Origin of the sequence: Geomonas anaerohicana, from assembly GCF_016458305.1 — a bacterium.
GTDB lineage: Bacteria > Desulfobacterota > Desulfuromonadia > Geobacterales > Geobacteraceae > Geomonas > Geomonas anaerohicana.
Genome location: NZ_JAEMHL010000001.1, coordinates 1 through 24,751 on the forward strand (window position 1 = coordinate 1; position 24,751 = coordinate 24,751).

The 24,751-nt window shown below is 61.2% G+C and carries 24 protein-coding genes; 12 read left to right on the plus strand and 12 right to left on the minus strand.

Annotated elements, in window-relative coordinates:
- Nucleotides 1-229: 229 nt before the first annotated feature.
- From JFN91_RS00005 to JFN91_RS00020, 4 genes are all read right to left on the minus strand, one after another.
- Nucleotides 230-2,026, minus strand: a complete 1,797-nt coding sequence (locus JFN91_RS00005) for a flavocytochrome c (protein ID WP_199387183.1) — start codon at nt 2,024-2,026, stop codon at nt 230-232.
- 43 nt (nt 2,027-2,069) lie between these two features.
- Nucleotides 2,070-3,350, minus strand: a complete 1,281-nt coding sequence (locus tag JFN91_RS00010; RefSeq protein WP_199387184.1) for a porin — start codon at nt 3,348-3,350, stop codon at nt 2,070-2,072.
- Between the two features lie 249 nt (nt 3,351-3,599).
- The gene (locus JFN91_RS00015; RefSeq protein WP_199387185.1) at nt 3,600-5,003 is read right to left on the minus strand and encodes a sigma-54-dependent transcriptional regulator; all 1,404 of its coding nucleotides are present in this window, start codon (nt 5,001-5,003) and stop codon (nt 3,600-3,602) included.
- Nucleotides 4,993-6,711 (minus strand): transporter substrate-binding domain-containing protein, encoded by a 1,719-nt coding sequence (locus JFN91_RS00020; protein ID WP_199387186.1) that lies wholly within the window; start codon nt 6,709-6,711, stop codon nt 4,993-4,995. The genes JFN91_RS00015 and JFN91_RS00020 overlap by 11 nt, the downstream gene beginning before the upstream one ends.
- A 318-nt stretch (nt 6,712-7,029) precedes the next feature.
- Between JFN91_RS00020 and JFN91_RS00025 the strand changes: the two genes are divergently transcribed.
- The 5 genes from JFN91_RS00025 (at nt 7,030) to JFN91_RS00045 (ending at nt 10,593) form a co-directional block, all read left to right on the plus strand.
- On the plus strand, nt 7,030-7,281 hold the full coding sequence (locus JFN91_RS00025) for a GSU3529 family protein (RefSeq protein WP_199387187.1): 252 nt from the start codon (nt 7,030-7,032) through the stop codon (nt 7,279-7,281).
- A 217-nt stretch (nt 7,282-7,498) separates the two neighbouring features.
- Nucleotides 7,499-7,747, plus strand: a complete 249-nt coding sequence (locus JFN91_RS00030) for a hypothetical protein (protein WP_199387188.1) — start codon at nt 7,499-7,501, stop codon at nt 7,745-7,747.
- 275 nt (nt 7,748-8,022) lie between these two features.
- Complete coding sequence (locus JFN91_RS00035) at nt 8,023-9,315, plus strand: double-cubane-cluster-containing anaerobic reductase (protein WP_199387189.1); 1,293 nt, start codon at nt 8,023-8,025, stop codon at nt 9,313-9,315.
- Between the two features lie 3 nt (nt 9,316-9,318).
- Nucleotides 9,319-10,062, plus strand: a complete 744-nt coding sequence (locus JFN91_RS00040) for an acyl-CoA dehydratase activase (RefSeq protein WP_199387190.1) — start codon at nt 9,319-9,321, stop codon at nt 10,060-10,062.
- Between the two features lie 90 nt (nt 10,063-10,152).
- Entirely contained in the window at nt 10,153-10,593 is a 441-nt protein-coding gene (locus JFN91_RS00045) for a rhodanese-like domain-containing protein (RefSeq protein WP_199387191.1), read from the plus strand.
- A 228-nt stretch (nt 10,594-10,821) separates the two neighbouring features.
- Here JFN91_RS00045 and JFN91_RS00050 read toward each other — a convergent pair whose 3' ends face one another.
- Nucleotides 10,822-13,233, minus strand: a complete 2,412-nt coding sequence (locus tag JFN91_RS00050) for an ATP-dependent DNA helicase (protein WP_199387192.1) — start codon at nt 13,231-13,233, stop codon at nt 10,822-10,824.
- A 146-nt stretch (nt 13,234-13,379) separates the two neighbouring features.
- On the opposite strand from JFN91_RS00050, the gene JFN91_RS00055 reads away from it, so the two are divergent.
- From JFN91_RS00055 to JFN91_RS00070, 4 genes are all read left to right on the plus strand, one after another.
- Nucleotides 13,380-13,664, plus strand: a complete 285-nt coding sequence (locus JFN91_RS00055) for a cytochrome c7 (RefSeq protein ID WP_199387193.1) — start codon at nt 13,380-13,382, stop codon at nt 13,662-13,664.
- A gap of 267 nt (nt 13,665-13,931) precedes the next feature.
- A complete protein-coding gene (locus tag JFN91_RS00060) occupies nt 13,932-14,360 on the plus strand; it encodes a hypothetical protein (protein ID WP_199387194.1) in 429 nt (142 codons plus the stop codon).
- 90 nt (nt 14,361-14,450) lie between these two features.
- A complete protein-coding gene (locus JFN91_RS00065; RefSeq protein ID WP_199387195.1) occupies nt 14,451-14,873 on the plus strand; it encodes a hypothetical protein in 423 nt (140 codons plus the stop codon).
- Nucleotides 14,874-14,898: 25 nt separating this feature from the next.
- Nucleotides 14,899-16,293 (plus strand): radical SAM/SPASM domain-containing protein, encoded by a 1,395-nt coding sequence (locus tag JFN91_RS00070; protein ID WP_199387196.1) that lies wholly within the window; start codon nt 14,899-14,901, stop codon nt 16,291-16,293.
- 12 nt (nt 16,294-16,305) lie between these two features.
- Here JFN91_RS00070 and trhA read toward each other — a convergent pair whose 3' ends face one another.
- The gene (trhA, locus tag JFN91_RS00075; RefSeq protein ID WP_199387197.1) at nt 16,306-16,974 is read right to left on the minus strand and encodes a PAQR family membrane homeostasis protein TrhA; all 669 of its coding nucleotides are present in this window, start codon (nt 16,972-16,974) and stop codon (nt 16,306-16,308) included.
- Nucleotides 16,975-17,130: 156 nt separating this feature from the next.
- Between trhA and JFN91_RS00080 the strand changes: the two genes are divergently transcribed.
- A complete protein-coding gene (locus JFN91_RS00080) occupies nt 17,131-18,228 on the plus strand; it encodes a phosphotransacetylase family protein (RefSeq protein WP_199387198.1) in 1,098 nt (365 codons plus the stop codon).
- Nucleotides 18,229-18,534: 306 nt separating this feature from the next.
- Here the strand turns inward: JFN91_RS00080 and JFN91_RS00085 are convergent, their stop codons facing one another.
- Nucleotides 18,535-18,807, minus strand: coding sequence for a cytochrome c7 (locus tag JFN91_RS00085; protein ID WP_199387199.1), 273 nt, complete (start codon nt 18,805-18,807; stop codon nt 18,535-18,537).
- A gap of 182 nt (nt 18,808-18,989) precedes the next feature.
- Between JFN91_RS00085 and JFN91_RS00090 the strand changes: the two genes are divergently transcribed.
- Both JFN91_RS00090 and JFN91_RS00095 read left to right on the plus strand, forming a co-directional pair.
- Nucleotides 18,990-19,904 (plus strand): helix-turn-helix domain-containing protein, encoded by a 915-nt coding sequence (locus JFN91_RS00090; RefSeq protein ID WP_199387200.1) that lies wholly within the window; start codon nt 18,990-18,992, stop codon nt 19,902-19,904.
- A 211-nt stretch (nt 19,905-20,115) separates the two neighbouring features.
- A complete protein-coding gene (locus tag JFN91_RS00095) occupies nt 20,116-20,625 on the plus strand; it encodes a type 1 glutamine amidotransferase domain-containing protein (RefSeq protein ID WP_199387201.1) in 510 nt (169 codons plus the stop codon).
- 124 nt (nt 20,626-20,749) lie between these two features.
- Here the strand turns inward: JFN91_RS00095 and JFN91_RS00100 are convergent, their stop codons facing one another.
- The 5 genes from JFN91_RS00100 to dapA form a co-directional block, all read right to left on the minus strand.
- The gene (locus tag JFN91_RS00100; protein ID WP_199387202.1) at nt 20,750-21,982 is read right to left on the minus strand and encodes an LL-diaminopimelate aminotransferase; all 1,233 of its coding nucleotides are present in this window, start codon (nt 21,980-21,982) and stop codon (nt 20,750-20,752) included.
- A gap of 17 nt (nt 21,983-21,999) precedes the next feature.
- Nucleotides 22,000-22,398, minus strand: coding sequence for a HEPN domain-containing protein (locus tag JFN91_RS00105; RefSeq protein WP_199387203.1), 399 nt, complete (start codon nt 22,396-22,398; stop codon nt 22,000-22,002).
- Complete coding sequence (locus tag JFN91_RS00110) at nt 22,391-22,702, minus strand: nucleotidyltransferase domain-containing protein (RefSeq protein ID WP_199387204.1); 312 nt, start codon at nt 22,700-22,702, stop codon at nt 22,391-22,393. The genes JFN91_RS00105 and JFN91_RS00110 overlap by 8 nt, the downstream gene beginning before the upstream one ends.
- 42 nt (nt 22,703-22,744) lie before the next feature.
- Entirely contained in the window at nt 22,745-23,548 is an 804-nt protein-coding gene (gene dapB / locus JFN91_RS00115) for a 4-hydroxy-tetrahydrodipicolinate reductase (protein WP_183344088.1), read from the minus strand.
- A 210-nt stretch (nt 23,549-23,758) separates the two neighbouring features.
- Nucleotides 23,759-24,631, minus strand: coding sequence for a 4-hydroxy-tetrahydrodipicolinate synthase (gene dapA, locus JFN91_RS00120; RefSeq protein ID WP_199387205.1), 873 nt, complete (start codon nt 24,629-24,631; stop codon nt 23,759-23,761).
- Nucleotides 24,632-24,751 lie beyond the last annotated feature (120 nt).

Here is a 24,751-nt window from a genome sequence, read left to right on the forward strand (position 1 = left end):
GGGGGAAGCCGGATCGAGCCGCTACGCTCCCCCTCCCTGTCCCTCCCCCTCCGGGGGCGGGAACGCTTCGGCAACTTTCTCAGAAGGGACGGTGTTCCGCTAATCCCTCTCCCTCCGGGAGAGGGTGCCCGAAGGGTGGGTGAGGAAGGTGCCAACGCAGCGGGATCATTGCCTAATGCAGCGCCCTGCGCTTGGCAACGCAGGGCGCTTCTTTCGTTACGGATATTTCCTACTTCTCTTTCTTGATGAAACTCGCCGCGTTGCTGCCGGCGATCCTGCCGAAGACCACGGTGTCGGTGATGGCGTTGCCACCCAGGCGGTTCCAGCCGTGCACGCCGCCGGTCACCTCGCCCGCCGCGTAGAAGCCGGTGATCGGGTTGCCGTCCTTGGCGATGACCTGCGCCTCGGTGTTGATCTTCACGCCGCCCATGGTGTGGTGGCGCCCCGGTTTGACCCAGATGGCGTAGTACTTCGGCCCGTCCACCGGACGCGGGATATCCTGACGCTGGAATTCCGGATCCTTTTTGGCCTCGAAGGCCTTGTTGTAGGCAGCAACCGTGGCGGTAAGCGCATCGGCCGGCACGCCCATCTTGGCCGCGAGGGCGGCGACGCTGTCCGCCTGCTGCACCAGGCCGAGCGCGATATAGCCGTCGATCTGGACGTTGCTTTTGCGGGTGCTCTCACCCAGCACCAGGAAGGCCGACTTCTCAGGCTGCGCCAGGATGGCGGCGGAGGCCTTGTCGCGGGTGGTCAGCTCGTTGACGAAGCGCTTGCCGGCATGATTGACCAGGATGGCGCCGCTGCCGCGCACCGTTTCCGACACGAGCACCTTGGTGTCGCCCCCCATGGTCGGGTGGATCTGGATCTGTTCCATGTCGATGAGCTTGGCGCCTGCTTTTTCCGCGAGGAACATCCCTTCGCCGGTCGCGCCGGGCTGGTTGGAAGAGGCGGTTTCCCTGAACTGCGGCTTATAGGAGCCGACCAGTTCGTTGTTGGCGGCGAAGCCGCCCGCGGTGTCAATCACGGCCTTGGCGTTGATGGTATACACGCCGCTGTGCTTGCCCTTCACCTGGACGCCGGTGACGCGCCCCTTGCCGTCGGAGAGGATCTGCACCACCTCCGAGTTCACCCGGACGTCGATGTTGCGCTTGGCCGCATTCTCCCGGTACACCTTGATCAGGTGCGGTCCAACCGCGGCCCCGCCCACCGGACGGTGGGTACGGTCCACGGCGACGCCCCCCGAACGCACCAGGTCGGTCATGTCGGCACCAAGGGAGACCAGGAAGTCCACCGCATCGGCTGATTTGTAGGCGAGGACCTTGACCAGCTCGGGATCGTTCTTGTCACGCCCCCCCTTCATGGTTTCCTTCACCATCTCGGCCGGGTCGTCGTGCATCCCGAGCCGCTCCTGGTAACGGGTCCTGGCGGCGTTGATGCCACCGGCCGCCAGCATGCTGTTGCCGCCGGTGATGGGCATCTTCTCCAGGAGGATCACCTTCGCCCCGGCGTCGTGGGCGGTGATGGAGGCTACGTAGCCCGAGCCGCCGGCGCCGATGACGACCACGTCGGTGGACTCGACCCGGTTCGATTTCAGATCCTTCTTCCCGGGCGCCGATTCCTGCACCCACTTCTTGTCGGTCGATTCCTTCTCGGTCCCCATGGCGGGGATCTTCATCGCGAAGCTGTGACAGTAGTTGCAGTACGCCTTCGAGGCGACGTGCCCTTTGTGGCAGGCGGTACAGTTGGTGTCGCCCAGGTGCGAGTTGTGCGGGTTGATATGCTCCTTGGTCTTCGCCGCGAGGTCGGCGAAGCCGCCGTGACATCCCTTGCAGTTCTTGTTCAGCGCAGTCTCGCTGTCATCGACGGTAAGCGATTTGCCGTGGCAGTCGGCACAGGTAACCTGGTTTTTCTTGTGCACCCCGGAGAGGAAGGAGCTCTTGGATGAGTCCTCCCCCCAGGCCGCGGATGCCGCGATGAGCAGGGCTGCCGAGAGCAGCAGTGCCGGTACGATTGTTTTCCGTGTCATTTTTCTCTCCTGTGATTACGTCGTAGCTGTCCTGACCGAGCCCTTAGAAGAGCAGCTGCACCTGGGCGCGCGCCACGAGGTCGTCAACCTGCCCCTTGTAGATGTGGCGGTTGCCGACGTCGCCTTGGATCTTCAGGTTGTTGCCGTAGAGGAAGTAGTTGACCGCGCCCTGGATTTCCGAGATGGAGTCGCTGGATACCTGGCGGTTGGGATCCATCCAGGCGTAGCGGAGGGCCAGTTCCAGGCGCTGCGGTATCACGAAGTAGCCGGCTTGGACGTAGCCGCCCCTGGCGATCAGCTCCTTGCCGGAGGTTTCACCCACAGCCTTGCCCCAGAAGTACTCGCCCTGCATCGACGCGCCCAGCCACTTGCAGGCGAAGTCCGCTTCCCAGGAGTCGACGCTGATATCCTCGGCAGCCTTGGTGCCGAAGTATTTCCCCTTCACCGCCGTGCCCAGCCAGCCGTTGGCGTCGGTTACGAAGTTGGAGTTGTTGTTGTCGATGGCGGAAGTCGCCGTGGCGCCGGTCCCAGCGACCGTCTTTTTCACGGTGTTCAGGTAGTAACTGCTCCCGAGGGAGACCAGGGGCTTCTGGGAGTATTCCAGGTCCCCCTCGCCGTATTTCATGTCGCCGAGCGGGTTGTAGGTCAGCCTGAAGTTGTAAGCGTTGTCGCTGGTTTTGTTCTTGGTGTTCTGCCCGGCGCCGCCGAAGACGCCGGCATCGTATTTGACGATCCCGGTCCAGAGGTCGCCGTGCAGGTTGATGCCGGTATCGTACCCCTGCATGAAGGCATTCCTGACGAAGGAGCCGTCCACGAACTGCTGAGCGGTGTTGGAGGTGATCCACTGCCTGGAGTACTGGATCTTCTCCTGCCCGAGCATGACCTGCAGTTCGTCGGCGACGCGGTACTTCATGTTCACCTCTTCCATCGCCTTGGAGTTCTCCTTGACCACGTTGGACCAGTTGTAGGTCGCCTTGTAGGTGAGGTCCTTGGTGAAGGCGTAGCCGCTCAGCAGGGTCTTGACGCGACGCAGGTTGAACTGGCTCACGTCCTGCTTGTTAGCCACATCGTAGTTGTCCAGCTCGTACTGGGCCTGGATCTGCCCGCCCAGCTGCAGCTGGAACTTCTGGTCCGGCGAGGTGAGGACGAACCCCTTACCCAGCTTGTAATCGTAAGGTTTGGCCTTGGCGGCTTCCTTGTACTCCGCCTCGGTGATGACACCTTTCTCCTTCAGGATATCCTCCAGGCTCTTCGCCTGGGCATCGTGCCCTACAGCCAGTGCCGCCAGAAAACCTGCCATCGCCATTGCCGCTTTCTGATTCATGATCCTCTCCTTCGGTTGTTGGGGCGAGGGCCCCGTGATTGCTTTTGAACTCATTAGAGCAGGATCGATACCAACGGCGAAATTAAGGATAAGTAGCCGGTATTGCGGATGTATTTAAAATGGGGAGGGGGGCAACGGCTATAGACTCAGGCTATGGGACTTCCGGGAGCAGGAGGAGGATGCGCGTGATTACGCGGAGTTACAACGCTATTGCCGAAGTCTATAGCTATAGACTCCGGCAATAGGGGTTCAGCCGCGGGCCAGTTTCAGGCGTTTCCAGAGGGAGGGTTGGGATATCCCGAGCAGCCGTGCCGCCAGGGTCTGGTTGCCGCCGGCGCGGTTCATCGCCTCATCGAGGAGATAATTGGCGGCGTTAGCGAAGGTGGGCAGGGGCTCGAAGCCTGCAAAGGGGTTCTGGTCCGGCGCCCGCTCCGTAACTCCTCCGCCGGCGCTGATCGCCTTGGCGAAGGAATCCATGGACAGCATGCGCTCCTTGTGGGTGCTCACCGCGTCGAAGACCATGGCCTTCAACTCGCGGACGTTGCCCGGGAAGCTGTAGGTGGACAGGAGCTGCACCAGCCCGGGGGGCGGCGTCGGCTTCTTTTTCCCCAGCGTGGCGGCAGCCTCCTCCAGGAACAGGTCAAGCAGGTACGGCAGGTCCCCCTTGCGGCTCCGCAGCGGCGGCACCTCCACGTGGTGGGTGCGCAGCCGGTAGAACAGGTCGCGCCTGAAACTCCCCTCGGCCACTTTTGCCTCCAGGTTCTGGTGGGTCGCCACCACGACGCGCGCCTTCAGCCTCTTGGGCTGGTCGCTACCCAGCGGGAAATACTCCCCTTCCTGGAGCAGACGCAATAGTTTCACCTGGGAGGCGATGCTCAAGTCCCCGATCTCGTCCAGAAACAGCGTGCCGTTGGCCGCCGCCTCGATCATGCCGCGGCGCACCCCTTCGGCCCCGGTGAAGGCGCCGCGCAGGTGGCCGAAAAGGGTGTCGGAGAAGACGGTGTCATCGAGCCCGGCGACGTTCACCGCCACCAGTTCGCCCCGGCAGCGGCTCAACCGGTGCGTGGCCTGGGCCAGGAGTTCCTTGCCGGACCCGCTCTCGCCGGTGATCAACAGCGGCAGCGGGCTGACGGCCACCGCCTCGATGTAGGCGAAGAGCGCCTGCATGGCCCGGTCCGCCGTGCAGATGGCGGAGAACGCCTCCGGGTGTTGCAATTCGCAGGAAACGAAGCGACGGGACATCTCCTTGTTGTCGCGTTGCAGTTCCAGGTGCTTGATGGCACGCAGGACGCCGCAGACGATGCGCTCCTCGTCATCGGTTTTGACGTAGTAGTCGTAGGCACCGAGCTTCATGCAGTTGACCACCTTGCCCACCTGGTTCAGGCCGCTCACGACGATCACCGCCACGCCGGGAAAACGTTCCGCGATCTGGACCAGGAGTTCCTCTCCCGAGACGTGCGGCATGGTCAGATCGAGCAGCACCAGGCCGATCTCGCCCGCGGCGAGGATATCCAGGACCTTGCGGCTGTCGCTGCAGAGTTCCACGTTGGTGATGCCGGAACTGCTCTCCAGCGCCAGCGACAGCGAGCGCAGCCACGCCGGTTCGTCGTCGACAAGCAGCACCTTGAAGCTTGGGTACAGCTCACTGTCCATGTTCGCTCCCCTCCACGGCAGCCGGCAGGGCGAGGGTGACCGTCGTCCCCTTGCCGAGACTGGAATCAAATCTGATTTCGCCGCCGTGGTCCTTGATGATGTTGGCCGAGATGGAGAGTCCCAGTCCGGTCCCGCCGCTCTCGCGCTTGGTGGTGAAGAATGGGTCGGTGAGGTGCTTCAGGTGCTCAGGCGAGATCCCGCTTCCCTCGTCGTGCACGGTCAAAATGACCCGGCTGCTGCCGGCATCGTAGCTCGTCTGCAGGCTTATGGCGCGGCTGGGATCCGGCAGCGCCTGTCCCGCGTTCATGACCAGGTTCACCACCACCTGCTCCAGCCGTTGCTCGTTGCCCAAAACCCGGGGCAGCCCCTCGCCGTAAGAGGCGCTGAAATTGTTGGTCAATTTCCGCGTCGCCACGTCCACCAGGCGCACCGCCGTCTGCACCACGCCGTTGAAGTCGAGCAGGTCCTTGCGTGCCTCATCGTCCTTGCGGGCGAAGTTCTTGAGGTCCTCGACCGTCTTCTTGATGCGCTGGGCGCCGTCCTGAATCTCATCCAGGATCAGCGGCACCTCCTGCCGCACCCTCTGGTATCGGATCCCGCCCAGCGCGAACTCCCCCTCTTCCTCCTGATACCGGTCCAGGATCCGCTCGGCGTCGCGAAATATCTTCTTCAGGGTCGGCATGTTCATGAGGATGATACCGGTAGGGTTGTTGATCTCGTGGGCCACCCCGGATACCAGGATGCCCAAGGCTGCCATCTTGTCCGCCTGCACCAGTTGCTGCTGGTTTCTCTGCAACTCGGCCAGGGCGTTGGAGAGCGACTCCGTGCGCTGTGCCACCTGACGGCGCAGCGAGTACGACCAGAACACCGTCGCCGCCAGGATCAGGGAGAGCGGGATCACCACCAGTGCCGCGTACTTCGCCACCGTTACCCACGACGTGCGCTGCGGTTCCAGCACGCCGATCCACTTGTCGTAGATCTGGTTGAATTCCCCGGTCTTCTTGAGTATGGAGAGCCCTTCGTTCATCTGGGCCACCAGCTCCGCGTTCCCCTTTTTCACCGCATAGCAGTAGTAACGCTGCGGCGCCACGTTGGTCGCCACCGGCACCAGGTTGGTGAGCTTCTCCTCCCGGATGATGTACATGGCCGGCAGCAGGGCCACCACGGCGTAGTCGCACTGCCCGGCCGCCAACTGCTGCAAAGTCTCCCGGGGGCTGTCGGTCAGCACCAGGTCCGGGTCGTAGTGCCGTTCCTGCAGGTAGCTGTGCATGCCGCCGCCACGGTGCACCAGCACCTTTTTCCCCTTGAGCTCTTCCAGGCTTTTCACCGCCGGGGTTCCCTTACGTGCGAAGATGGCCTGCACGATGATGGAATGCGGCGTCGAGAAATCGTATTCCTTTGCCCTCGTTTCCGAGTAGGAGAGCCCCTCGAGGATGTCGATGTCGCCGTTATCCAGTCCTTTGAGGATCTTGCCGAAGTCGTCCAGCCGGATCTCAACCTGCAGCCCCATGACGCGGGCGATGGCCCTGGTGAGGTCGACGATGTAGCCGGCGGGCTGCCCGTTCTTGTCGAGGAACTGGTAAGGGGGATAGTTGCTGTTGCCGCCCACGACGATGACTCTCAGGTCGCGGCCCGGTGGTGGCTCGGCATGCCCCCCGGAGACGGTCAGGGCCAGAACGAAAAGCAGCAATAGGATTCTAGTCAACATGGCGAGAGGCTCCTGGCGCAACGGGTTCAGATATTGCCAAAGGAAGGAGCACAAGAGAATGAGGGGAGTTCGCGGAACTTATAACACCGGCGGTAACTTCACGTCAAAGCAAAATATCTTTCCTGACCAGCGATGATCTTCCGCCAAGATGCCCATCCCCCTCTCCCACCGGGAGAGGGCAGGGGTGAGGGCGCGGACGGTCCCACGCAATCCCACACAAGTTATGCGACAAAATGCCATCTTCTCCTTGAAACATATTGACATATGTCTTTTTGAATGTTAGTTGTGCCTGTGCGCCTGGTCACAATGGAGGGTTCCATGGAGTTGCTGGACAAGCTTGCTGCCGCGGCAACAAGCCAACATGAAGCCGGTCTTCCTGCCTCGCTGGTCGAGGACATTCTGGCCCTGTGCGCGGTCCCCGTTCTCGCGGAAGGGAAGGCCGATCTGCTCGAGCTGCTCCTGCAACAGGTCGAGGACTTTGACAGTTACGCCGGCGCGGGCTGTTTCGGCGACTCCGTGAGCGCCGCCACGATAGAAGGTACTGTGAACCGTCTGCGCGGCCGCGGGTGACCATGCGGCCGGTAGCAGTTTGACGCCGGTCCCCCGGCTTTAGGTTCCCCCTTTACCAAGGTCCTCCGGAATCCCGGCCAACTGATTTTGGTCCCCCCTCCCGTCAAGGGAGGGGGGAGATCAGCCTTTGCGAAGGCCAGGGGGATTTGTAGTAGCGCGGCTGTTGCGGACAGTCCGGTCCGGCTACCGTGGATAACGATTTATTTCGAGGTGCGACATGGCGTGTGAACTCGTCGAGTGCTGCCAATTTTTCAAAGACAACATGAAGGAATTGCCCAAAGCTGCCGAGTACATTCAAAGCAAACTGTGCTTTGGCGACTATGAAAGCTGCAACAGGTATCAGATCTTCAAAAAGGGGGGTGGCGAATATGTCCCCTTCGCCCTCAACCCCAGTGACCATGAGGCCATCAGCAAGGTCAAGCGCTGCATGTTGAGCAAAGAGGAATCCGAACCGAAAGAGCCGTAGTCGAACCGGCCAAGTACCCCATAAGCCCCCGCCCCCGCGGGGGCTTTTTTGTTCATCTAGAATTCCAGGCGGCCGCTGCCTTGGTCCCCCCTCCCCCTGCGGGAGGGGGTTAGGAGGTGGGGGAAGGTGCCACAAGTTGTGACCGCCCGCTGCTCGTCACCACCTATCGTAATTACCGATCACGCTGCACAGTTTTATCGAAACAATCGGTTTGACTTATCCCCCCCTTACATATAAAAATCCTCATAATTTTATCTTCGGTGGAGGGACCTGTTATGAACGACGCTTTTCAGGTGCATTCGGACCCGGAACTTTGGGAAGAACTCGGCATGGACGTCGCCCGTTTCTCGGGCATGCCTCCCATGCTGACCAACGCCTATAAGAACATCTTCCTGTCGCAGCACAACCGACCTGAAAAGATGTCGTATTTCGACGACATGGTCGCCAACATCCACACCGGGCGCATCAGGGAGATCTACGACGCCAAAAAGGGAGGCAAGCCGGTGATCGGCACTTTCTGCGTCTACGTCCCCGAGGAGCTGGTGGTCGCCGCTGGCGGCATCTGCATCGGGCTTTGCGGCGGCGCCCAGGGCTCCATCGCCGACGCCGAGAAAATTCTGCCGCGCAACATCTGCCCCATGGTCAAGTCCGCCTTCGGATTCAAGGTCGGGAAAATCTGCCCCTACTTCCAGGTGGTCGACCTGGTCTACGGCGAAACCACCTGTGACGCCAAGAAAAAGACCTGGGAGCTCCTGGACCGCTACGTCCCGACCCACGTCATGGAGATCCCGCAGATGAAGCGAGAGCGTGACAAGTGGCTCTGGCTGGACGAGGTGAAGGATTTCAAGGCCGCCGTTGAACGCATCACCGACACCGTGGCCGATTTCGACGCGGTGGCCGACGGGATCAAGACCATCAACGCCAAGCGTTTCGCCCTGCAGCGCCTGAACGCCCTGCGTCACCACAACCCGTCCCCCATCAGCGGTAGGGACATGCTGCTCATCGAACAGATCGCGTTCTACGACGAGCCTGTGCGCTTCGCACAGAAGGTGCACGAACTATGCGACGAGTTGGAACAGCGCATCGGCAACGGAGTCTCGGTGGCGCCGACCTCGACCCCGCGTGTCATGGTGTCGGGGACCCCGATGGCGCTCCCCAACTGGAAACTGCACTTCATCATCGAGTCCGCCGGCGCCATCGTGGTCAACGAGGAGAGCTGCATCGGCACGCGCTACTACAAGGACCTGATCGACGAGAGCTCCGCCGACCTCGAGCAGCAGTTGGAGCGCCTCACCGAGCGTTACATGAAGATCGATTGTTCCTGCTTCACCCCCAACGACGACCGCATCGCGCAGGTGCTCAAGGAGTACGAGGCCTCCGGCGCCGAGGGGATCATCGATTACTGCCTCCAGTTCTGCCATACCTACAACATCGAGGCGGTGAAGCTGAGGGAAGCCTGCGAGGCGCGCGGCATCCCCTTCATGTCCATTGAAACCGACTATGCACCGGACGACGTCGGGCAGTTGCAGACCCGTGTCGAGGCGTTCCTGGAGCAGATCAGGGGGTAGCTCATGCAGGTTGGTATCGATCTTGGCTCGCGCACCATCAAGACGGTGGCTCTCAAAGGGGGGGCGGTGCTGCAGCGCCGCGTCGTGGAGAGCGGCTTTGAGCCGCACCGCCAGGCCCTGCAACTGCTGGGCGACCATCCGCGGGCTCGGGTGGTGGCCACCGGCTATGGCCGCCACTTGATGCAGCAGCACGCCGACCTCGACATCATCACCGAGATCAAGGCGCACGCCCTGGGGGCACGGCACCTGTTCCCCCACTGTCGGACCGTCCTCGACGTCGGCGGCCAGGACAGCAAGGTGATCCAGTTGAGCGAGAACGGCCGCATCGTCAGCTTCCAGATGAACGACAAGTGCGCCGCCGGCACCGGGCGCTTCCTCGAGATGATGGCGCTGTCCCTTGGTTATGACCTCAAGCAGTTCGGGTTGGCCGCAGCCGAGGCCCAGGCCAGCACGGCCATCAACAGCATGTGCGCAGTCTTCGCCGAATCAGAGGTAGTCTCGTTGAAGAACAGGGGCGTTCCCCCCGGCGAAATCGCCCGCTCCGTGCACCTTGCCGTCGCTTCGCGGTTGGCGGCCATGGTGCAAAAGACCTGCGAAAGCCATCACTTGGTATTCACCGGCGGCGTGGCCAACAACAAGACCCTGGTGGCAATGCTGGAGAAGGCGCTGGGCGTGCCGATACTGGTCCCGGAGGACCCTTCCATCGTAGGGGCGCTCGGTGCCGCCTTGCACGCAGGGTGCTCCTGAGCATTTACGGGACGAGAAGTAGCAACATCTGGGACTGGCTCCGCAGGTGCCTGTCCCGCTTAGCAACCAACAAAACAGGAGAAGAGAAAGATGAGAAGAATCGTGGCACTTACCTTGGCAGTTGCAGTGACCCTGATCGCAACGGCGGCCTTCGCCGGGAACCTTTTCGGTGGCAACTACCGCTACGTGGCACCTGCCGATTTCAAGAAGTGGCTGGAGACCGGCAAAAAGGTGCAGATCGTCGACATCCAGGTCCCCGCTGAATTCCAGCAGCATCACTTCAAGGGAGCGGTGCAGACCAACGCCTTCCCGGTCAAGTCCGCCGAGGACAAGCAGAAGTTGGACCGGATACTGCCGCAGCTGACCGCTTCCCGTGAGGAGATCGTCATCGTCTGCCCGCGCGGCGGCGGCGGTGCCAAGAACACCTACGACTACCTGAAGGGCAAGGGGATCGCCGAGGCCCGCCTCTTGATCCTCGAGGACGGTATGCAAGGCTGGCCGTACCGCGAACTGGTGGCGCAAGGGAAATAAAAAGTAAGGTGAGGGGACTGGCTCCGCCAGGTGCCTGTCCCCTTCTATCTGCACTCCCTTCTGCTACCGCGCCCTTTGCAAAGGTTCTCCGGAGAGTTTCCGGAACCTTGACCATGTCACCCACGACGTGCTGCACGTGAACCTGCGTCCCCCCCTTTGACGAAGGGGGGACAGGGGGGATTTACCTTACACAGAAAAGCCGCTTCTTTTTCGAAAGAAGCGGCTTATTTATTGTTCAGCATCCTGCGGCTGCGCCCAGAACTCCCCAATATCCTTCAATATCGCCCCCGACACCAGTTCATCCGCCCGCGTCTCGAACCAGTCCGCCGGCATGGCACTGCTGTACCCCTCCTCGAGAAAGCGGTCATCCATGAGCACGATCACGCCCCGGTCCGTCTCCGAGCGGATCACCCGCCCCGCCGACTGGATCGCCTTGGACATGGCGGGAATGGTGTAGGCGTACTCGAACCCCTTGCCGTAATGGCGCTGGTAGTAGGCCCGCATCTCCTCGCGCTCCAGGTCGTAGTTGGGAAGCGGCGGCCCGACCACGAAGGCGCCGATCACCATGTCTCCCGCGTAATCCACCCCTTCGGAAAGGGATCCCCCCTGCACCGCGAGTACCACCGTGGGCACCTGCCCCGACCGGAGCTGTTCCAGGAACTCGGCCGTCCGCGCCCCCTTCATGTTGCGCTCCTGCCGGAGCACCTCGAACCCTTCCGGAGCCCGGAACAGCTCGCCGACCCGCTCCAGGAACGTGAAACTGGGAAAGAAGGCCAGGTAGTTGCCGCGCCTGAGCGCCACGATGCGGGCCAGGGCGTCCGCGATGCGCCCGTAGTTGCGCTCGCGCTGTGAAAAGCGGGTGGAAACCTGCGGGATGATCAAAAGCTTGCGCCGCTCCGGGGGGAACGGGCTTTGGAACTCAGACCAGCGCACCTGGTCCGGGTCGAGGCCGGAGAGCTTGGCGTAGTACTCCATCGGCTTCAGCGTGGCCGAGAAACCGACCACCTGCTGGTACTCGGCGTAGCGCTCCCGGATCAGTTCCGAGGCGTCGCAACAGGTGACCTTGACGCTGCCACCGCCACCGTGCGGCTGGTACGAGGTGAAGAATTCCTGGCGCTCCGAGCGCACCGCGAATTCCAGCGTCTCGGTGAACTCCGACCAGTAGTAGCACAGGCGCAGGACGGGGTCCTCCTGCCGGATCTCCACGTCCGCCTCCAGGTAGCGCGACAATAGGGCACGCAACCGGCCGTCCAGGTCCAGAAACGGTGCCAGCGGCGGCTCGATGCGCGCCGCTTTGCCACCCTCACCCCGGCGGCAGGAGAGGACCGCCGCCACGCACTCATCCAACAGGGCCGCCGCCTCGCGCCGAAACGAGAGCGGCACACCGGCCAGATCCTCGCGCATCCCCTCCAGCACGGTACTGGAGAGCCTTGGAGAGTAGTACTCCATGGCCCGGGAAGGGAGGTTGTGCGCCTCGTCGATGACCAGGTTGGGCTTGCCCACCTGGTCCACCGGCAACCCTGCGGCACGCCCCAGCGCGGAGCGAGGCGCGAAGACGTAGTTGTAATCGCAGATGACCACGTCGGCCAGCTTGGCGCAGTCTATCTGCAGCTCGAAGGGGCAGACCTGGTACTCCTCGCCGAACTGCCGAAAAGTGCGGCTTTTCAGGCTCCTTTTCTTCTCCAGCAATTCCACCAGCCCGTGGCGCGCCACCTTGGCGTAATAGTCGCGGGCATACTCGCAGTATTCCGGGGTGCAGATCGGCTCCTCCTTGAAGCAGATCTTGCCTTTGGCGGTGATGGTCAGGGAGCGCAGCTTCGAACCCGCCTCGCGGAACCTGTGCACCGCGTCCTCGGCGACCTCGTGCTGGCTGTTCTTTGGCGTCACGTAGCAGACGGCCTGCCCCCGCCCGAGCGCCTCCCTGAGCACCGGGTGCAGGACACCCACCGTCTTGCCGAGCCCCGTCGGCGCCTGGATCAGCATGCGCCGCCCCAACGCCATCCCCAGCTCGACCTCCTGCATCAGTTCCACCTGACCGGTACGCGGCTGGTCAAAGGGAAAGGGGAAGGTTGCCGCCACCTTGCGCCTGCGCTGTGCCCTCTTGGCTGCCAGGACCGCCTCCCGGACCAGTTCATCGAGTCGGGCCTCCAGCCACTGCTGGTACTGCTCCAGGTCGAGCCGGATCTCCAGGTCCGCCGACTGCCCGTTACGTGACGAGACCAGGTGGAAGGTGAGCCTGGGAACCACGCCGTGCTCCAGCCAGTGGAAGTAGCCGTAGGTGCAAAGCTGCAGGCAGTAGGGCTCCTCGAGCGACCCAGCGCTAAGGCGCCGCTTCAGGTCCCAGAGGTTGAAGCAGCTCTTTATCTCCTCGATGCAGGTGACATCGCAGCCGGACACGCCGTCCATGCGGCCGTTGATCTGGAAGCGGAAGCCGCCGCGCTCGATAAGCCGCCCCACCGGCACCTCGGCCCGGTAGGTCGGGTCGTCCTGCGCCCGTTTCCGCTGCACCCGCTGGTGGATCTCCTGGCCGTCGCTGGTGGAGCGGTCGTAACCCGAACGGGGCTCGATGCTGCCAGTGCGCGGCACGGGGAGAGCGAAGTACCCTACGGGGATGTTGATGATGTCTTTTGCTGGTTTCATGCGCTGCAGCCCCTTGATTCTCCGCCACTTTCTAATGACACCCCGTCTTTTGTCAAGTTAAGAATCCGCAGGACGTTGCAATACCTGGCGGAGCGGGTATCCTCTTCAGCGTATTCTCTAATTACAAGCCCAAAGGAGACGAAAACATGAGAAGAGCCATTGCAGCCGCCGTCCTGACCGTTTTCTGTGCCGGACTGGCCTATGCCGCTGACGAAACCGTGGTGGTGCTCCAGGCCAAGAACGGCAACGTGACCTTCCCGCACAAGAAACACAAGGACATGGCGGAGATGAAGTGCACCAACTGCCACGAAACCGACAAGGGAGGCAAGATCGCCGACCTCGGCAAAGACTGGGCGCACAAGACCTGCAAGGGGTGCCACAGCGACAAGGGCAAAGGCCCCACCAAGTGCAACGAATGTCATAAGAAGTAGCACTCTTTCCCGCCCGATCAGCACCCCGGCGGGGGCCACGGCCTCCGCCTTTTTCGTGCCCGCCTCCCCCCCACGAAATCAATTAGAACCCCGCTCACAACATTGACATACTTTAATTTTTGGAGATAATGAAGTCGCGCGCCCTGCCCCGCTCATCATACGACGGCGGACAACTCCTTGCACTGACATGGCTTCTGTCGTAACGGCACGGCACGCACCGAGGAGCTAAGCCCTCACATTAAAGGTTGAGGCTGAGGAGATTCACTCATGAGGGACCCTTTCCACGACCTGCATCACCATGAATCCGTCAGCACCTCCCATATCAGGCTCATCTCCGAAGGGGGGACCTCCCACCCAAGGAGCCCGGAGCTGGTCTGCATCGACTCCATCCAGGCCACCCAGTGCTGCACCACGGAAGCACAGCATACGGTGTACCCGTCCACGGTCGCTCCGGGCCAGGTGCTGCCGGAAAGCCCGGTCTGCACCCTTCCCGCGGAGTATGTCGAGGAGCTCGATCGCGAGATCCTCCCCTCGTTGCTGCTGCAACGCCTGCAGCTGTTGCAGCTCCCTTTGGGGGCGGCAGCCACCGTCTCGGTCAGGGACCACGGCAGGCTGTGGCTGGTCGGCGATGAAACCTGCTCCTACTCTGTCAGATTGCTCGGAGGCCGGATCGCAATCTACGCCGAGCAGCGCTGAACGCGGTCCCGAAGAACCGCCTGTTTGTTTACCGGCAGCGGCGGCAACAGCGCCGCATGCCCGGATGCTATCCAATGAAAGGAGAGAGCCATGGCCGAGGAAAACATTGGTGGGGGCGACGGTGGCAGCAGGCACTTGAAACTGGTGTCCGAAGGGGACGGTGACCCCGCAACCCGACGCGCACAATCCTGGTCGCCGGACCAGATCGTCGCCAGTTGCATCACCTCGCAACAGATGGAGAACTTCAGGGCATACAACAACGTGTGCATGACCCTGCCGACCAACGACATGTACGTATTTTCAGTGCCGCTGGAGCATGCCGGAGAACTGGACCAGGGGGAGATCCCGTTGGCCGTGCGACAGCAGTTCGACGCCAACAGCTCGGCCCTCTCCCCGGCCGCCAGGATTACCGTGCAGCAGTCCGGGAGAGTCTGGTTCATCATCGACCTGGACCGGAAATATTCAATCAGGATGGTGCCGACCGGTTTGCTCGTCTACAGCGAGAGGTTGTGACCAGCGCCCCAGCCGGAGAACGGTCATGAGCGACTTTCATACCTTCAAGCAGGGAGGGGAGCACTTCCTGTTTTTCAGCCGTTCCGCCAAGCTCTACCAGGTCAGCCCGCTGGCGGCCCGGCTGCTGGAGCGGTTTATCCCTGCCGAGCCGGGAACTGACCTGCCCGCCCCGATGGCGCAGCAGCAGCCGCTCGGTCCGGAGGAGGCAACGCTCTACCGCGAACTGCTCGACCTCTTCAACCGGGAGCGCGCCGTCCCGCTCCCCACCCCCTACCAGGAAGACGCCCTCACCGGTGAAAACAGCTACCAGACCTTTTCCATCTACCTCGCCCAGACCTGCAACATGGCTTGCTGCTACTGCTGGAACCGTGGCGGCACGTTCGGCAAGCCGGGACATGTCATGGGTTGGCAAACCGCCCGGCGCGCCACCGAACTGATCGTTTCACTGGTGGAGCATTCCAGCGCGGAAAAGATCTTCATAAACTTCTACGGCGGCGAGCCTCTGCTCGATTTTCCGGTGTTGCAGCAGATCACCCGGGAGCTCCTCAAACACGAGGCACGCCTTGGCAAAAACTTCTGTCTGACCTTGGATACCAACGGCACCCTGCTGCAGGGGCATGCCGCGCAGTTCCTGGCCCGCTACTTCACCCAGGTCGGGGTCAGCCTCGACGGAAGCCAGCGCATTCACGACCTGCAGCGCCCCGGGAAGTACGGCGAGGAAACCTGGCAGCAGATCGTCGACAACATCCGGAACTTCCCGAACCAGAAACTCCTCGGCATCCGCGCCACCCTGACCACCTTTTCCGACAGCTACCTGGAGACCTTCCGCCACCTCACTACCCTGGGCGTCGGCCGGATACAGCTAGAGTACTGCCACGAGCCCGGATACCACCAAAACCCCATCTATGAAAAGCTGATCGTGCCCCCGCAGCGGCAGCTGGCCGAACTCCAGCAGTTCGTCGATTACTACGTCGATTACATCGCCAGCTACAAAAGCACCCGCGACATTCCCTTCGTATCCAACCTTTTGGACAGCATCAACAGGATCAGGCGCGCCAGCCGCTTCACCCGCCCCTGCGGAGCCGGCACCAACACCCTCGCCATCAACAGCCACGGCGAGGTCTTTCCCTGCATCGCCTTCGTGGAACGGGAGGAATTTGCCATGGGACAAACGGAAAAAGGATCCTTGTCCCTGCACCATGCCCTGCAGGGATTCGAGGTGGACAGCGCGCTTCCCTGCCATGACTGCTGGTTGCGCTACGACTGCGCCGGTGGCTGTTATGCCACCCACTATGACATGACGGGGCACGCCCGGCAGCCGCACCCCGAATACTGCCGCAACATGCAGGGACGCGCGGAGGTCTTCTTATACGCCCTCACCCGGATACTCACCAAGTGCCCGTGGCACCTGGATCGGTAGCCCCGGATCCCTCTATCGCCCGCCGGGCGTCACGTACCAGAAAATGGCCAGAAAATGGAAGGCGCTGCCGACCAGCACGAAAACGTGCCAGATGGCGTGGTTGTAAGGAAGGCGGTCCCAGAGGTAGAAGAGGACGCCCAGGGTGTAGGCCGCGCCGCCGGCAAAGAGCAGCAGGAGCCCGTTGAGCGCGAGGGATGCGGCAAGGGGTTTGATGACCACCAGCACCAGCCAGCCGAGCCCGAGGTAGAGTAGCGGCCCGAGGTAGGGGAGCCGGTGCGTGGTGTAGAGCTTCATGAAGGCGCCGATGGTTCCCAGCCCCCACACCGTGATCAGCAGCCAGTATCCCCACGCCCCACGCAGGGTCACCATGGCAAACGGGGTGTAGGTGCCGGCGATCATGAAGTAGACGCAGGCATGGTCCAGTATTCGGAACAAGTAGCGCAGCCGTGGCCTTCTCACGCTGTGGTAGATGGTGGAAACGGCGTAGAAGAGGAGCATGGCCCCGGCATACACGGAGGTCGAGACAATGCGCGCCATTTCGCCAATGCGCACGGCCAGACTGATCAGGGCAGCTGACGCTGCCGCGCTGAGCATGAGCCCGATGCCGTGAGTCCAGCGATTGGCCAGCTCCTCCGCCTCGGTGTAATGAAAGAGCAGTTTCGTGATATCGTCGTCATCCATGGCCACCCCCAGATATTAGTACCTACTTAAGATACCTCGACTTTTCCTCTCCCGCAATCAATCCCCATCCCGCCTTTCAGCTTGACAAGCCGCCCCTTCGATACCATCATGGGCATCGCGTTTACACTATGCTAATGAGGTATAGCGGAGGCAGTCTTGGCCAGGAAGATTTTCGTCGCGGCTTCGGGTCAGAACATCGGTAAGACCACCATCAGCGTTTCGCTGCTGCACCTCGCCCAGAAAAAATACGGGCGCGTTGGTTTCATGAAGCCCCTGGGGCCCAAACCCACCGTACTGCGCAGCATTCCCGTCGACAAGGACGCCGCCTTGATGGCCCAGGTATTCGGCCTCACCAAGGATCTGCGCTACATGTCACCGGTCGTGGTGTACCCGGAGACCTCCCGGCAGGCCATCGACGGTAAGCTGAACCTTCCCGAACTGGCTGACCGGATCATGACCAGCTTTGCGGAACTGGAGAAGCACTGCGATTACATCGTAATCGAGGGATCCGGGCATCCCGGTGTCGGATCGGTGCTCAATCTCTCCAACGCGCGCATCGCCAAGATGCTGGGCGCGCCGGTCCTGATGCTGAGCGGCGGAGGCGTGGGGAACGTCATCGACACGCTGGCCATGAACACCGCCCTGTTCAAGCTGGAGGGGGCCGATGTGCGCGGGGTCCTGGTGAACAAGCTCTTCACCGAAAAACGGGACATCATGCTGGACTACCTGACCCGCGCCTTCGTGGGACAGCCTTTCTCGGTCCTGGGCGGCTTCGACTACAAACCCGTGCTGGCCAATCCATCGTTAGGAAGGGTGGCGCGCCTGCTCGACCTCCCCTTGCACGGCAACCGCCGCGAGGTGAAGCGCATCATCCACCACGTGCAGATAGGGGCGGCCTCCACGCAGCGGGTCACCGAGATGCTGCGCGACTCCTCACTTTTGCTGGTGACCAGCAGCCGTGACGAATTACTGGTGACCCTGGCCAACCTGTACCAGATGCCCGAGTTCCATCAGCAGATCGCCGGTCTGGTCATCTCTGGGCAGGCACCGGTCAGCGGCATCACCCAGCGCATCATCGACCGCAGCAACATCCCCTATTTCCGCACCAACCAGACCACCACCGACCTTTACAAGCTCATCACCGAGGATGTTTCCAAGCTGACCGCAAAGGATACGGAAAAGCTCGCCCTGATCCGCTCCCTCGCGGAGGAGCGCCTCGATTTTGACGCCATTGACGAGTTGTTTGCGCAGTAGGGACTGGCTCCGTCAGGTGCCTGTCCCTTTAGCGGAACGCTCCTTTCAACTCAGCCACCTTCCCCAAGCCTTCAGGATTTCTTAAGACCTAAGGCAAAAGCATTAACACAGAGGTCACAGAGGTTCACGGAGGACACAGAGAGAAAACCGGAGCGGGGAAACCCCAAAAACTCTTTAAGATTTTCCTCTGTGGCCTCCGTGAACCTCAGAGTCCTCTGTGTTCCTGGGTTAACTAAAAAGGCGGCCTCCATGGGAGAGCCGCCTTGCGCCGTCCATTTTGGGAACGGCTTGCGCTGGTACTGCTGATTACTTCTTGTGGCAGTCAGAGCACTTGGTCGGACCGGCACCCTTGTCGCTGTGGCACCCTTTGCAGGTCTTGTGCGCCCAGTCCTTGCCGAACCCTTCGATCTTGCCCGGTCCCTTCTCGTGGCACACCTTACAGTCCTTCAGCGCCTCCTGGTGCTTCTTGTGATTGAAGGTGATGTTGCCGTTTTTGGCCGGGAGGGTGATGACATCGGCGGCGAAGGCCGCTCCAGCACCGAAGACGACGAGGGCTGCTGCTACGATTACCTTTTTCATGGTCTGCTCCTTTTTACTTTTTGAGTTTTTTGCTGCCGAACTGTGGTAAAAATAGCATCTGGTCAGCCGCCCCGGTATCGACATCTATAGCAATTCGACCCGATGTCGGGTCCTGTGCAGGCCATGTCTGGCCGTCCCGCCCCGGGATCGGCCCCCTTTTCACCCCGGGGAGAGTGCTGTTAATGGCGGAAACCAACGACAAAAACGAGAAGGTGCCCCTACCCAGCGTCGCCATCGACGGCACCCGGATCAGGAACATCCGTGAGGCCAAGAAGCTCACCCAGCTTTACGTGGCCAACGTCGTCGGGGTGACCACCGACACCATTTCTCGCTGGGAGAACAACCGCTACCCCTCCATCAAACGTGACAACGCCCAGAAGTTGGCCGATGCCCTCGAGGTATCGCTGGATGAGATCCTGCGCCAGGAGCTTTCCGACACGGATGAGACTTCGGTGCAACCTGCACCTCCCCCTGCCCGGCGCGCCGTGGTTACGGTTCTTGCTGTCGTTGCCGCAGTGATCGTCGGCCTGCTTCTTTTCTTCCTGTTACGTCAGCCTCCCGTCCCTGCCAGTGCCACCCGCTGGGCGCCGCGCTTCGCTGCTCCCGGGGAGCCTTTCCCGGTTCAGGTTAAGGTGGCGCGCCAGCCTTCGGCCCCCTTCGGCTTCATCCTCAGGGAAAAGCTTCCCCCCGGCGCCCGCCCGGTCAACTCGCTCCCCGCCACGTCCTCTGCCGATTCGGAACTGAAGTGGCTGGTTCCCAGCGCCGGCACACCGGTAACCGTCTCCTTCACCCTGCAGGTCCCGGCCAGCTTCAATCCTGGCAAGGACGCCGCGCTCAAGGGGGAGATCGTCGTCCACAGCGCCGACTCCTCTAACCGGACCGAAACCGTCGGCGGCAACGGCTCCGTCCACATAGGCGCCTACCACTGGGCCGACAGCAACGGTGATGGCCGCATCGATGACGACGAGATCATGCCCGCCTACTACATCTGCGAGGAGATGAAGGGGCTTGGGCTCGACTGGAAGACCATCGAGGCGATCTGGAGCGGCAAGGGCTACCGCTGGGACGCCAAGCATGGCTACACCGTGTTGAAGTAGTCACCCTCCCCTGGCTCTTACGTCTTCTCCCCCATGCGAGTTTCCCCTGCCCTGTTAGAAATGTCTCCCTTTGCACATCATTAATTTTTTTTTACTCTTTCCAATGCCAACTATCGGGCGCATGATAAACTGTGTCCGTTGAACTTCGGCCATTTCGGCATGTCTGCCTACGTCGGCACATGCCTAATTAACTCTTAAGAGCGGAGGCATCATGAAAGCACTGATTTTGAGCGCGGATAACTTCGAGGATACTGAATTGTTGGTTCCCCTTTACCGGCTTCGCGAAGTCGGCTTCTCCGTCGTCGTCGCGTCTGAAAGTTCCGGCACTATCCATGGCAAGCACGGCTATGAAGTGCCGGTCGATAAGCCGTTCTCCGACATCAATCCTGCCGATTACGCCGTACTTGTGCTACCGGGAGGAAAGGCACCGGCCGCAATCCGGAACATCCCTGGCGTGCAGGAAATCGCTCGCGCCTTCATGTCATCGGAAAAGCCGGTGGCTGCCATTTGCCACGGTCCGCAGATCCTCATTTCTGCCGGGCTGCTCAAGGGGCGCAAGGCCACCTGTTACGAGTCGGTGGCCCCGGAACTGCGCGACGCGGGGGCGCAATACCAGGACATCGAGGTGCTGGTTGACGGCAACCTGATCACCTCCCGGAAACCCGACGATCTGCCTGCCTTCTGTCGCGAGCTGACCAGGATGCTCAAGGCCCAAGGTTAGCCCCCAGTCCGAATGGTTCCCAATTCCCCCTCTCCCAGGGGGAGAGGGGGAATTAGCCAACATCTGAATAAAAAAGGGCGGCTCCTGATCGGGAGCCGCCCTTTTTGTTTTCTGCATCAGATTGTTACTTAAGGTTCTTCTTGATCCTCTCAACCGCCTCGATGACGTTGTCGCGGTTACCGAAGGCGGAGAGGCGGAAGTACCCTTCGCCGGAGGGGCCGAAGCCGCTGCCCGGGGTGCCGACCACGTTGCACTCGTTGAGGAGTTTGTCGAAGAAGTCCCAGGAGGAGAGCCCATTCGGGGTCTTGAGCCAGATGTAGGGGGCGTTGACGCCGCCGAACACGGTCAGCCCGGCTGCAGCGAGCCCTTCACGGATGATGCGGGCGTTCTCCATGTAGTAGTCGATGATTTCCTTGTTCTGCTTCCACCCTTCCTCGGAATAGACCGCAGCAGCGGCCTTCTGCACCGGGTAAGAGGCGCCGTTGAACTTGGTGGTGGTGCGGCGCAGCCAGAGCTTGTTGAAGGAGTACTTCTCGCCGCTCTCGGTGGTCCCCATCACCTCTTCCGGCACGACCACGAGGCCGCAGCGCACGCCCGTGAAGCCGGCGGTCTTGGAGAACGAGCGGAACTCGATGGCGCACTTCTTGGCCCCTTCCACCTCGTAGATGGAGTGCGGGATGTTGGGATCGGTGATGAACGCCTCGTACGCGGCATCGTAGAAGATCACGGCGTCGTTGGCGAGGGCGTAGTCTACCCACTTCTTGAGCTCCGCCTTGCTGGCCACGGTGCCGGTCGGGTTGTTGGGGAAGCAGAGGTAGATGATGTCCACTTTGCCGGTCGGCAGCGCAGGAATGAAGCCGTTTTCCTCGGTGCAGGGAAGGTAGACGATCCCCTTGTAGTACCCTTTCTCGTCCGCCTCACCGGTGCGGCCGATCATCACGTTGGTGTCGTTGTAGACCGGGTAAACCGGGTCGCCGATGGCCACCACGTTGTCCAGTGCAAAGATATCGAGGATGTTGGCGCAGTCGCACTTGGAGCCGTCGGAGATGAACATCTCCTCGGTCTTCAGGTCGACGCCGAGCGGCTTGTAGGACTTCTCGATGATGGCGTTGATCAGCCAGTCGTAGCCCTGCTCCGGGCCGTAGCCGGCGAACTGCTCGACGGTAGCCAGGTCGTCAACCGCTTCGTGGAACGCCTTGATGACGGCCGGGGCCAGGGGGCGGGTCACGTCGCCGATGCCGAGACGTATCACCTTCGCCTCCGGGTTGGCGGCGGCGAAAGCACGCACGCGGCGCCCGATCTCCGGGAAGAGGTAACCTGCTTTCAGTTTCAGGTAGTTATCGTTTATCTTTGCCATTGCTTCTCCTTCTTACGCTAATTCAGATCTATCTTTATCAGTATTTGGCTTCTTATTTCTTTCGCGATCTCGTACGCCTTCACAGCTTCGTCCAGAGATGGTTCGGTGAACCCATTAGGGTACCGAACCGCAACGCCGTATTCCGTTATCTCCTCCAGGCTATCCTCGTACTGCGAAAGTTCAGGGATAAACTCAAGCACTTCCGTCAGTAGTCTGACCAGGTCGTGAGTCTTGCTTACGTTTTGGCCATGTGCCACCAAGACTGCTTTCAACACTTTCTCTATCGCCTGCTGTGCGTGAAAGCAGATGGTGTCTGTGGGGATTTCTTCTGCTGCGAGGTTGTTCCGGATGTTTTGCAGATCGTTATCCGCTTTGTGCAACCACATCCCCACTATTTCATTTTGCGCCTCATCCATAAAGCAACCTGCCTTCGTGAGCAGCAGTGTACACTATGGTGCCAGGGACATCTTTATACCGTTCAAACTCCTCGGGGGTAAAAACAAAAGCGTCCAGCGAGAACTTTCTACGAGGGAATAGTCTTTTCAAGCTGACATTGCGTTTATGTGGCTCGAGGTCAGAGTTCATGACCACGACCAGATCGATGTCGCTGTCCTCGGTTTGCCGTCCCTCGGCGTATGAGCCGAACAGGAATATCCTTTGCGGGTGAACACCTTGCACAATGGTTTCGCAAAGTTTGTTTATGTCTATGGAAGTCAGCATTCAATTCCCCTCTGCTGCGGCCCCCCTCGACAGCCTCTACCCTTACCTGAGCCCGAGCACGTCCTGCATGTCCCAGACGCCCGGCTTGGCGGTCACTACCCACTTGGCGGCGCGCACGGAACCGCGGGAGAACATGTCGCGGGTATGGGCACGGTGGGTGAGCTCAATGCGCTCGCCCATGCCGATGAAGTAGACGGTGTGCTCGCCGACGATGTCGCCGCCGCGCACGGTCTGCATGCCGATCTCGTCGTGGGTGCGCTCGCCGCAGATCCCCTCGCGGTGGTAGTTGGCGACCTTGTTGTAGTCGCGCCCCAGCGCGTTGGCAACCACTTCGCCCATCCTGACCGCGGTCCCGGAGGGGGAATCCTTCTTCAGGCGGTGGTGCGCCTCGACGATTTCGACGTCGAAGTCCTCGCCCAGGATCTTGGCCACGTCGGCCAGCACTTTGAAGCAGACGTTGACACCTACCGACATGTTGGGAGCGATGATGACCGGAATCTCGCGGGCAAGTTCCGCCGCCAGGGCACGCTCTTCCGGGGTGAAACCGGTGGAACCGATGACGATGGACTTCTTGTAGAGGGCGCAGACCTCCAGGTTTTTCAGGGACACCTTGGGCGCGGTGAAGTCGATCAGGACGTCGCAGCCCTGGACGGTTGCGTTCAGGTCATCGCTGATAAGGACGCCGATGGCGCCCAGACCCGCGTTGTAACCCGCATCCTGCCCGACCATCGGGTGGCCCGGGCGCTCGAGGGCACCGGACAGTTCCACGCCTTCGGACTCCTTGATGGCAGCGATGATGCGGCCGCCCATGCGGCCGGCAGCCCCGCAAACAGCTATTTTAACCATTGGTTTCTCCGTTAGTTGATGTATTTCAGCCGACTGCGCCGTCGATCTCTCATCTATCCCTGTCACGTCGGTTCCCGCCCCCGGAGGGGGAGGGTCAGGGAGGGGGCGCAGCGGCTCGTTCAGGCAAAGAATCCCCCCTCCCAACCTCCCCCCTCCAGGGGGAGGAGCGTGGCGCGGCTCCTTTAACCTGACTGATCGCCAATCAGATAGCTAGATCAGCTTGTATTCCTTCATGATGGCCACGAGCTTCGCCTTGTTGGCCTCCATGAGCGGGGCCAGCGGCAGGCGGACTTCGTCGCTGCACTTGCCCATGAGGGAGACGGCGGTCTTGACCGGCACCGGGTTGCTCTCGATGAACATGGCGTTGGAGATCTTCAGGAGGTACAGGTGCAGCCTCCTTGCCTCCTCCATGTTGCCGGCGTTGAAGGCGTCGACCAGCGAGGCGACCTCTTTGGGCATGATGTTGGCGGTCACGGAGATGACCCCCTTGCCACCGGCTGCCATGATGGGCAGGGTGATGAAGTCGTCACCGGAGAGAACGTCGAGTTTGTCGCCGCAAAGCGCCAGCACCTCGGAAGCCTGCTGCAGCGAGCCGGTAGCCTCCTTGATGGCAACGATGTTCTGGTGCTCGGCGAGACGTGCTACGGTCTCCGGCAGCAGGTTCACGCCGGTACGGCCCGGTACGTTATACAGGATCTGGGGCAGTGCCACCGCGTCGGCAACGGCCTTGTAGTGACGGTAGAGGCCTTCCTGGGACGGCTTGTTGTAGTACGGAGTCACCAGCAGGGCACCGTCGGCGCCCAGTTCCTTGGCGTGCTTGGTGATCTCGATGGCCTCGTGGGTGGAATTGGAGCCGGTGCCGGCGATGACCGGAACCCTCTTGTTAACCTGCTCTACCACGATCTGGATGACCCGGTCGTGCTCCTCGTAGCTGAGGGTGGAGGACTCACCGGTGGTGCCGCAGGGCACGATGGCATCGGTGCCGTTCTCGATCTGGAACTCGACGAGTTCCCTCAGTTTTTCTTCGTCCACCGCGTGATTATTGAACGGGGTCACGATGGCAACGATACTTCCGTGAAACATGGTCTACCTCCTCGTTAGAGCTATGTGAATGTCTAGTGGTGTTTGTCGATTAAGTGCAGCTTGGTGGCTCCAGCCACTTTCACCTGGCGCTAGTGTCGCCGTAAACAAAAAAAGTTTTTA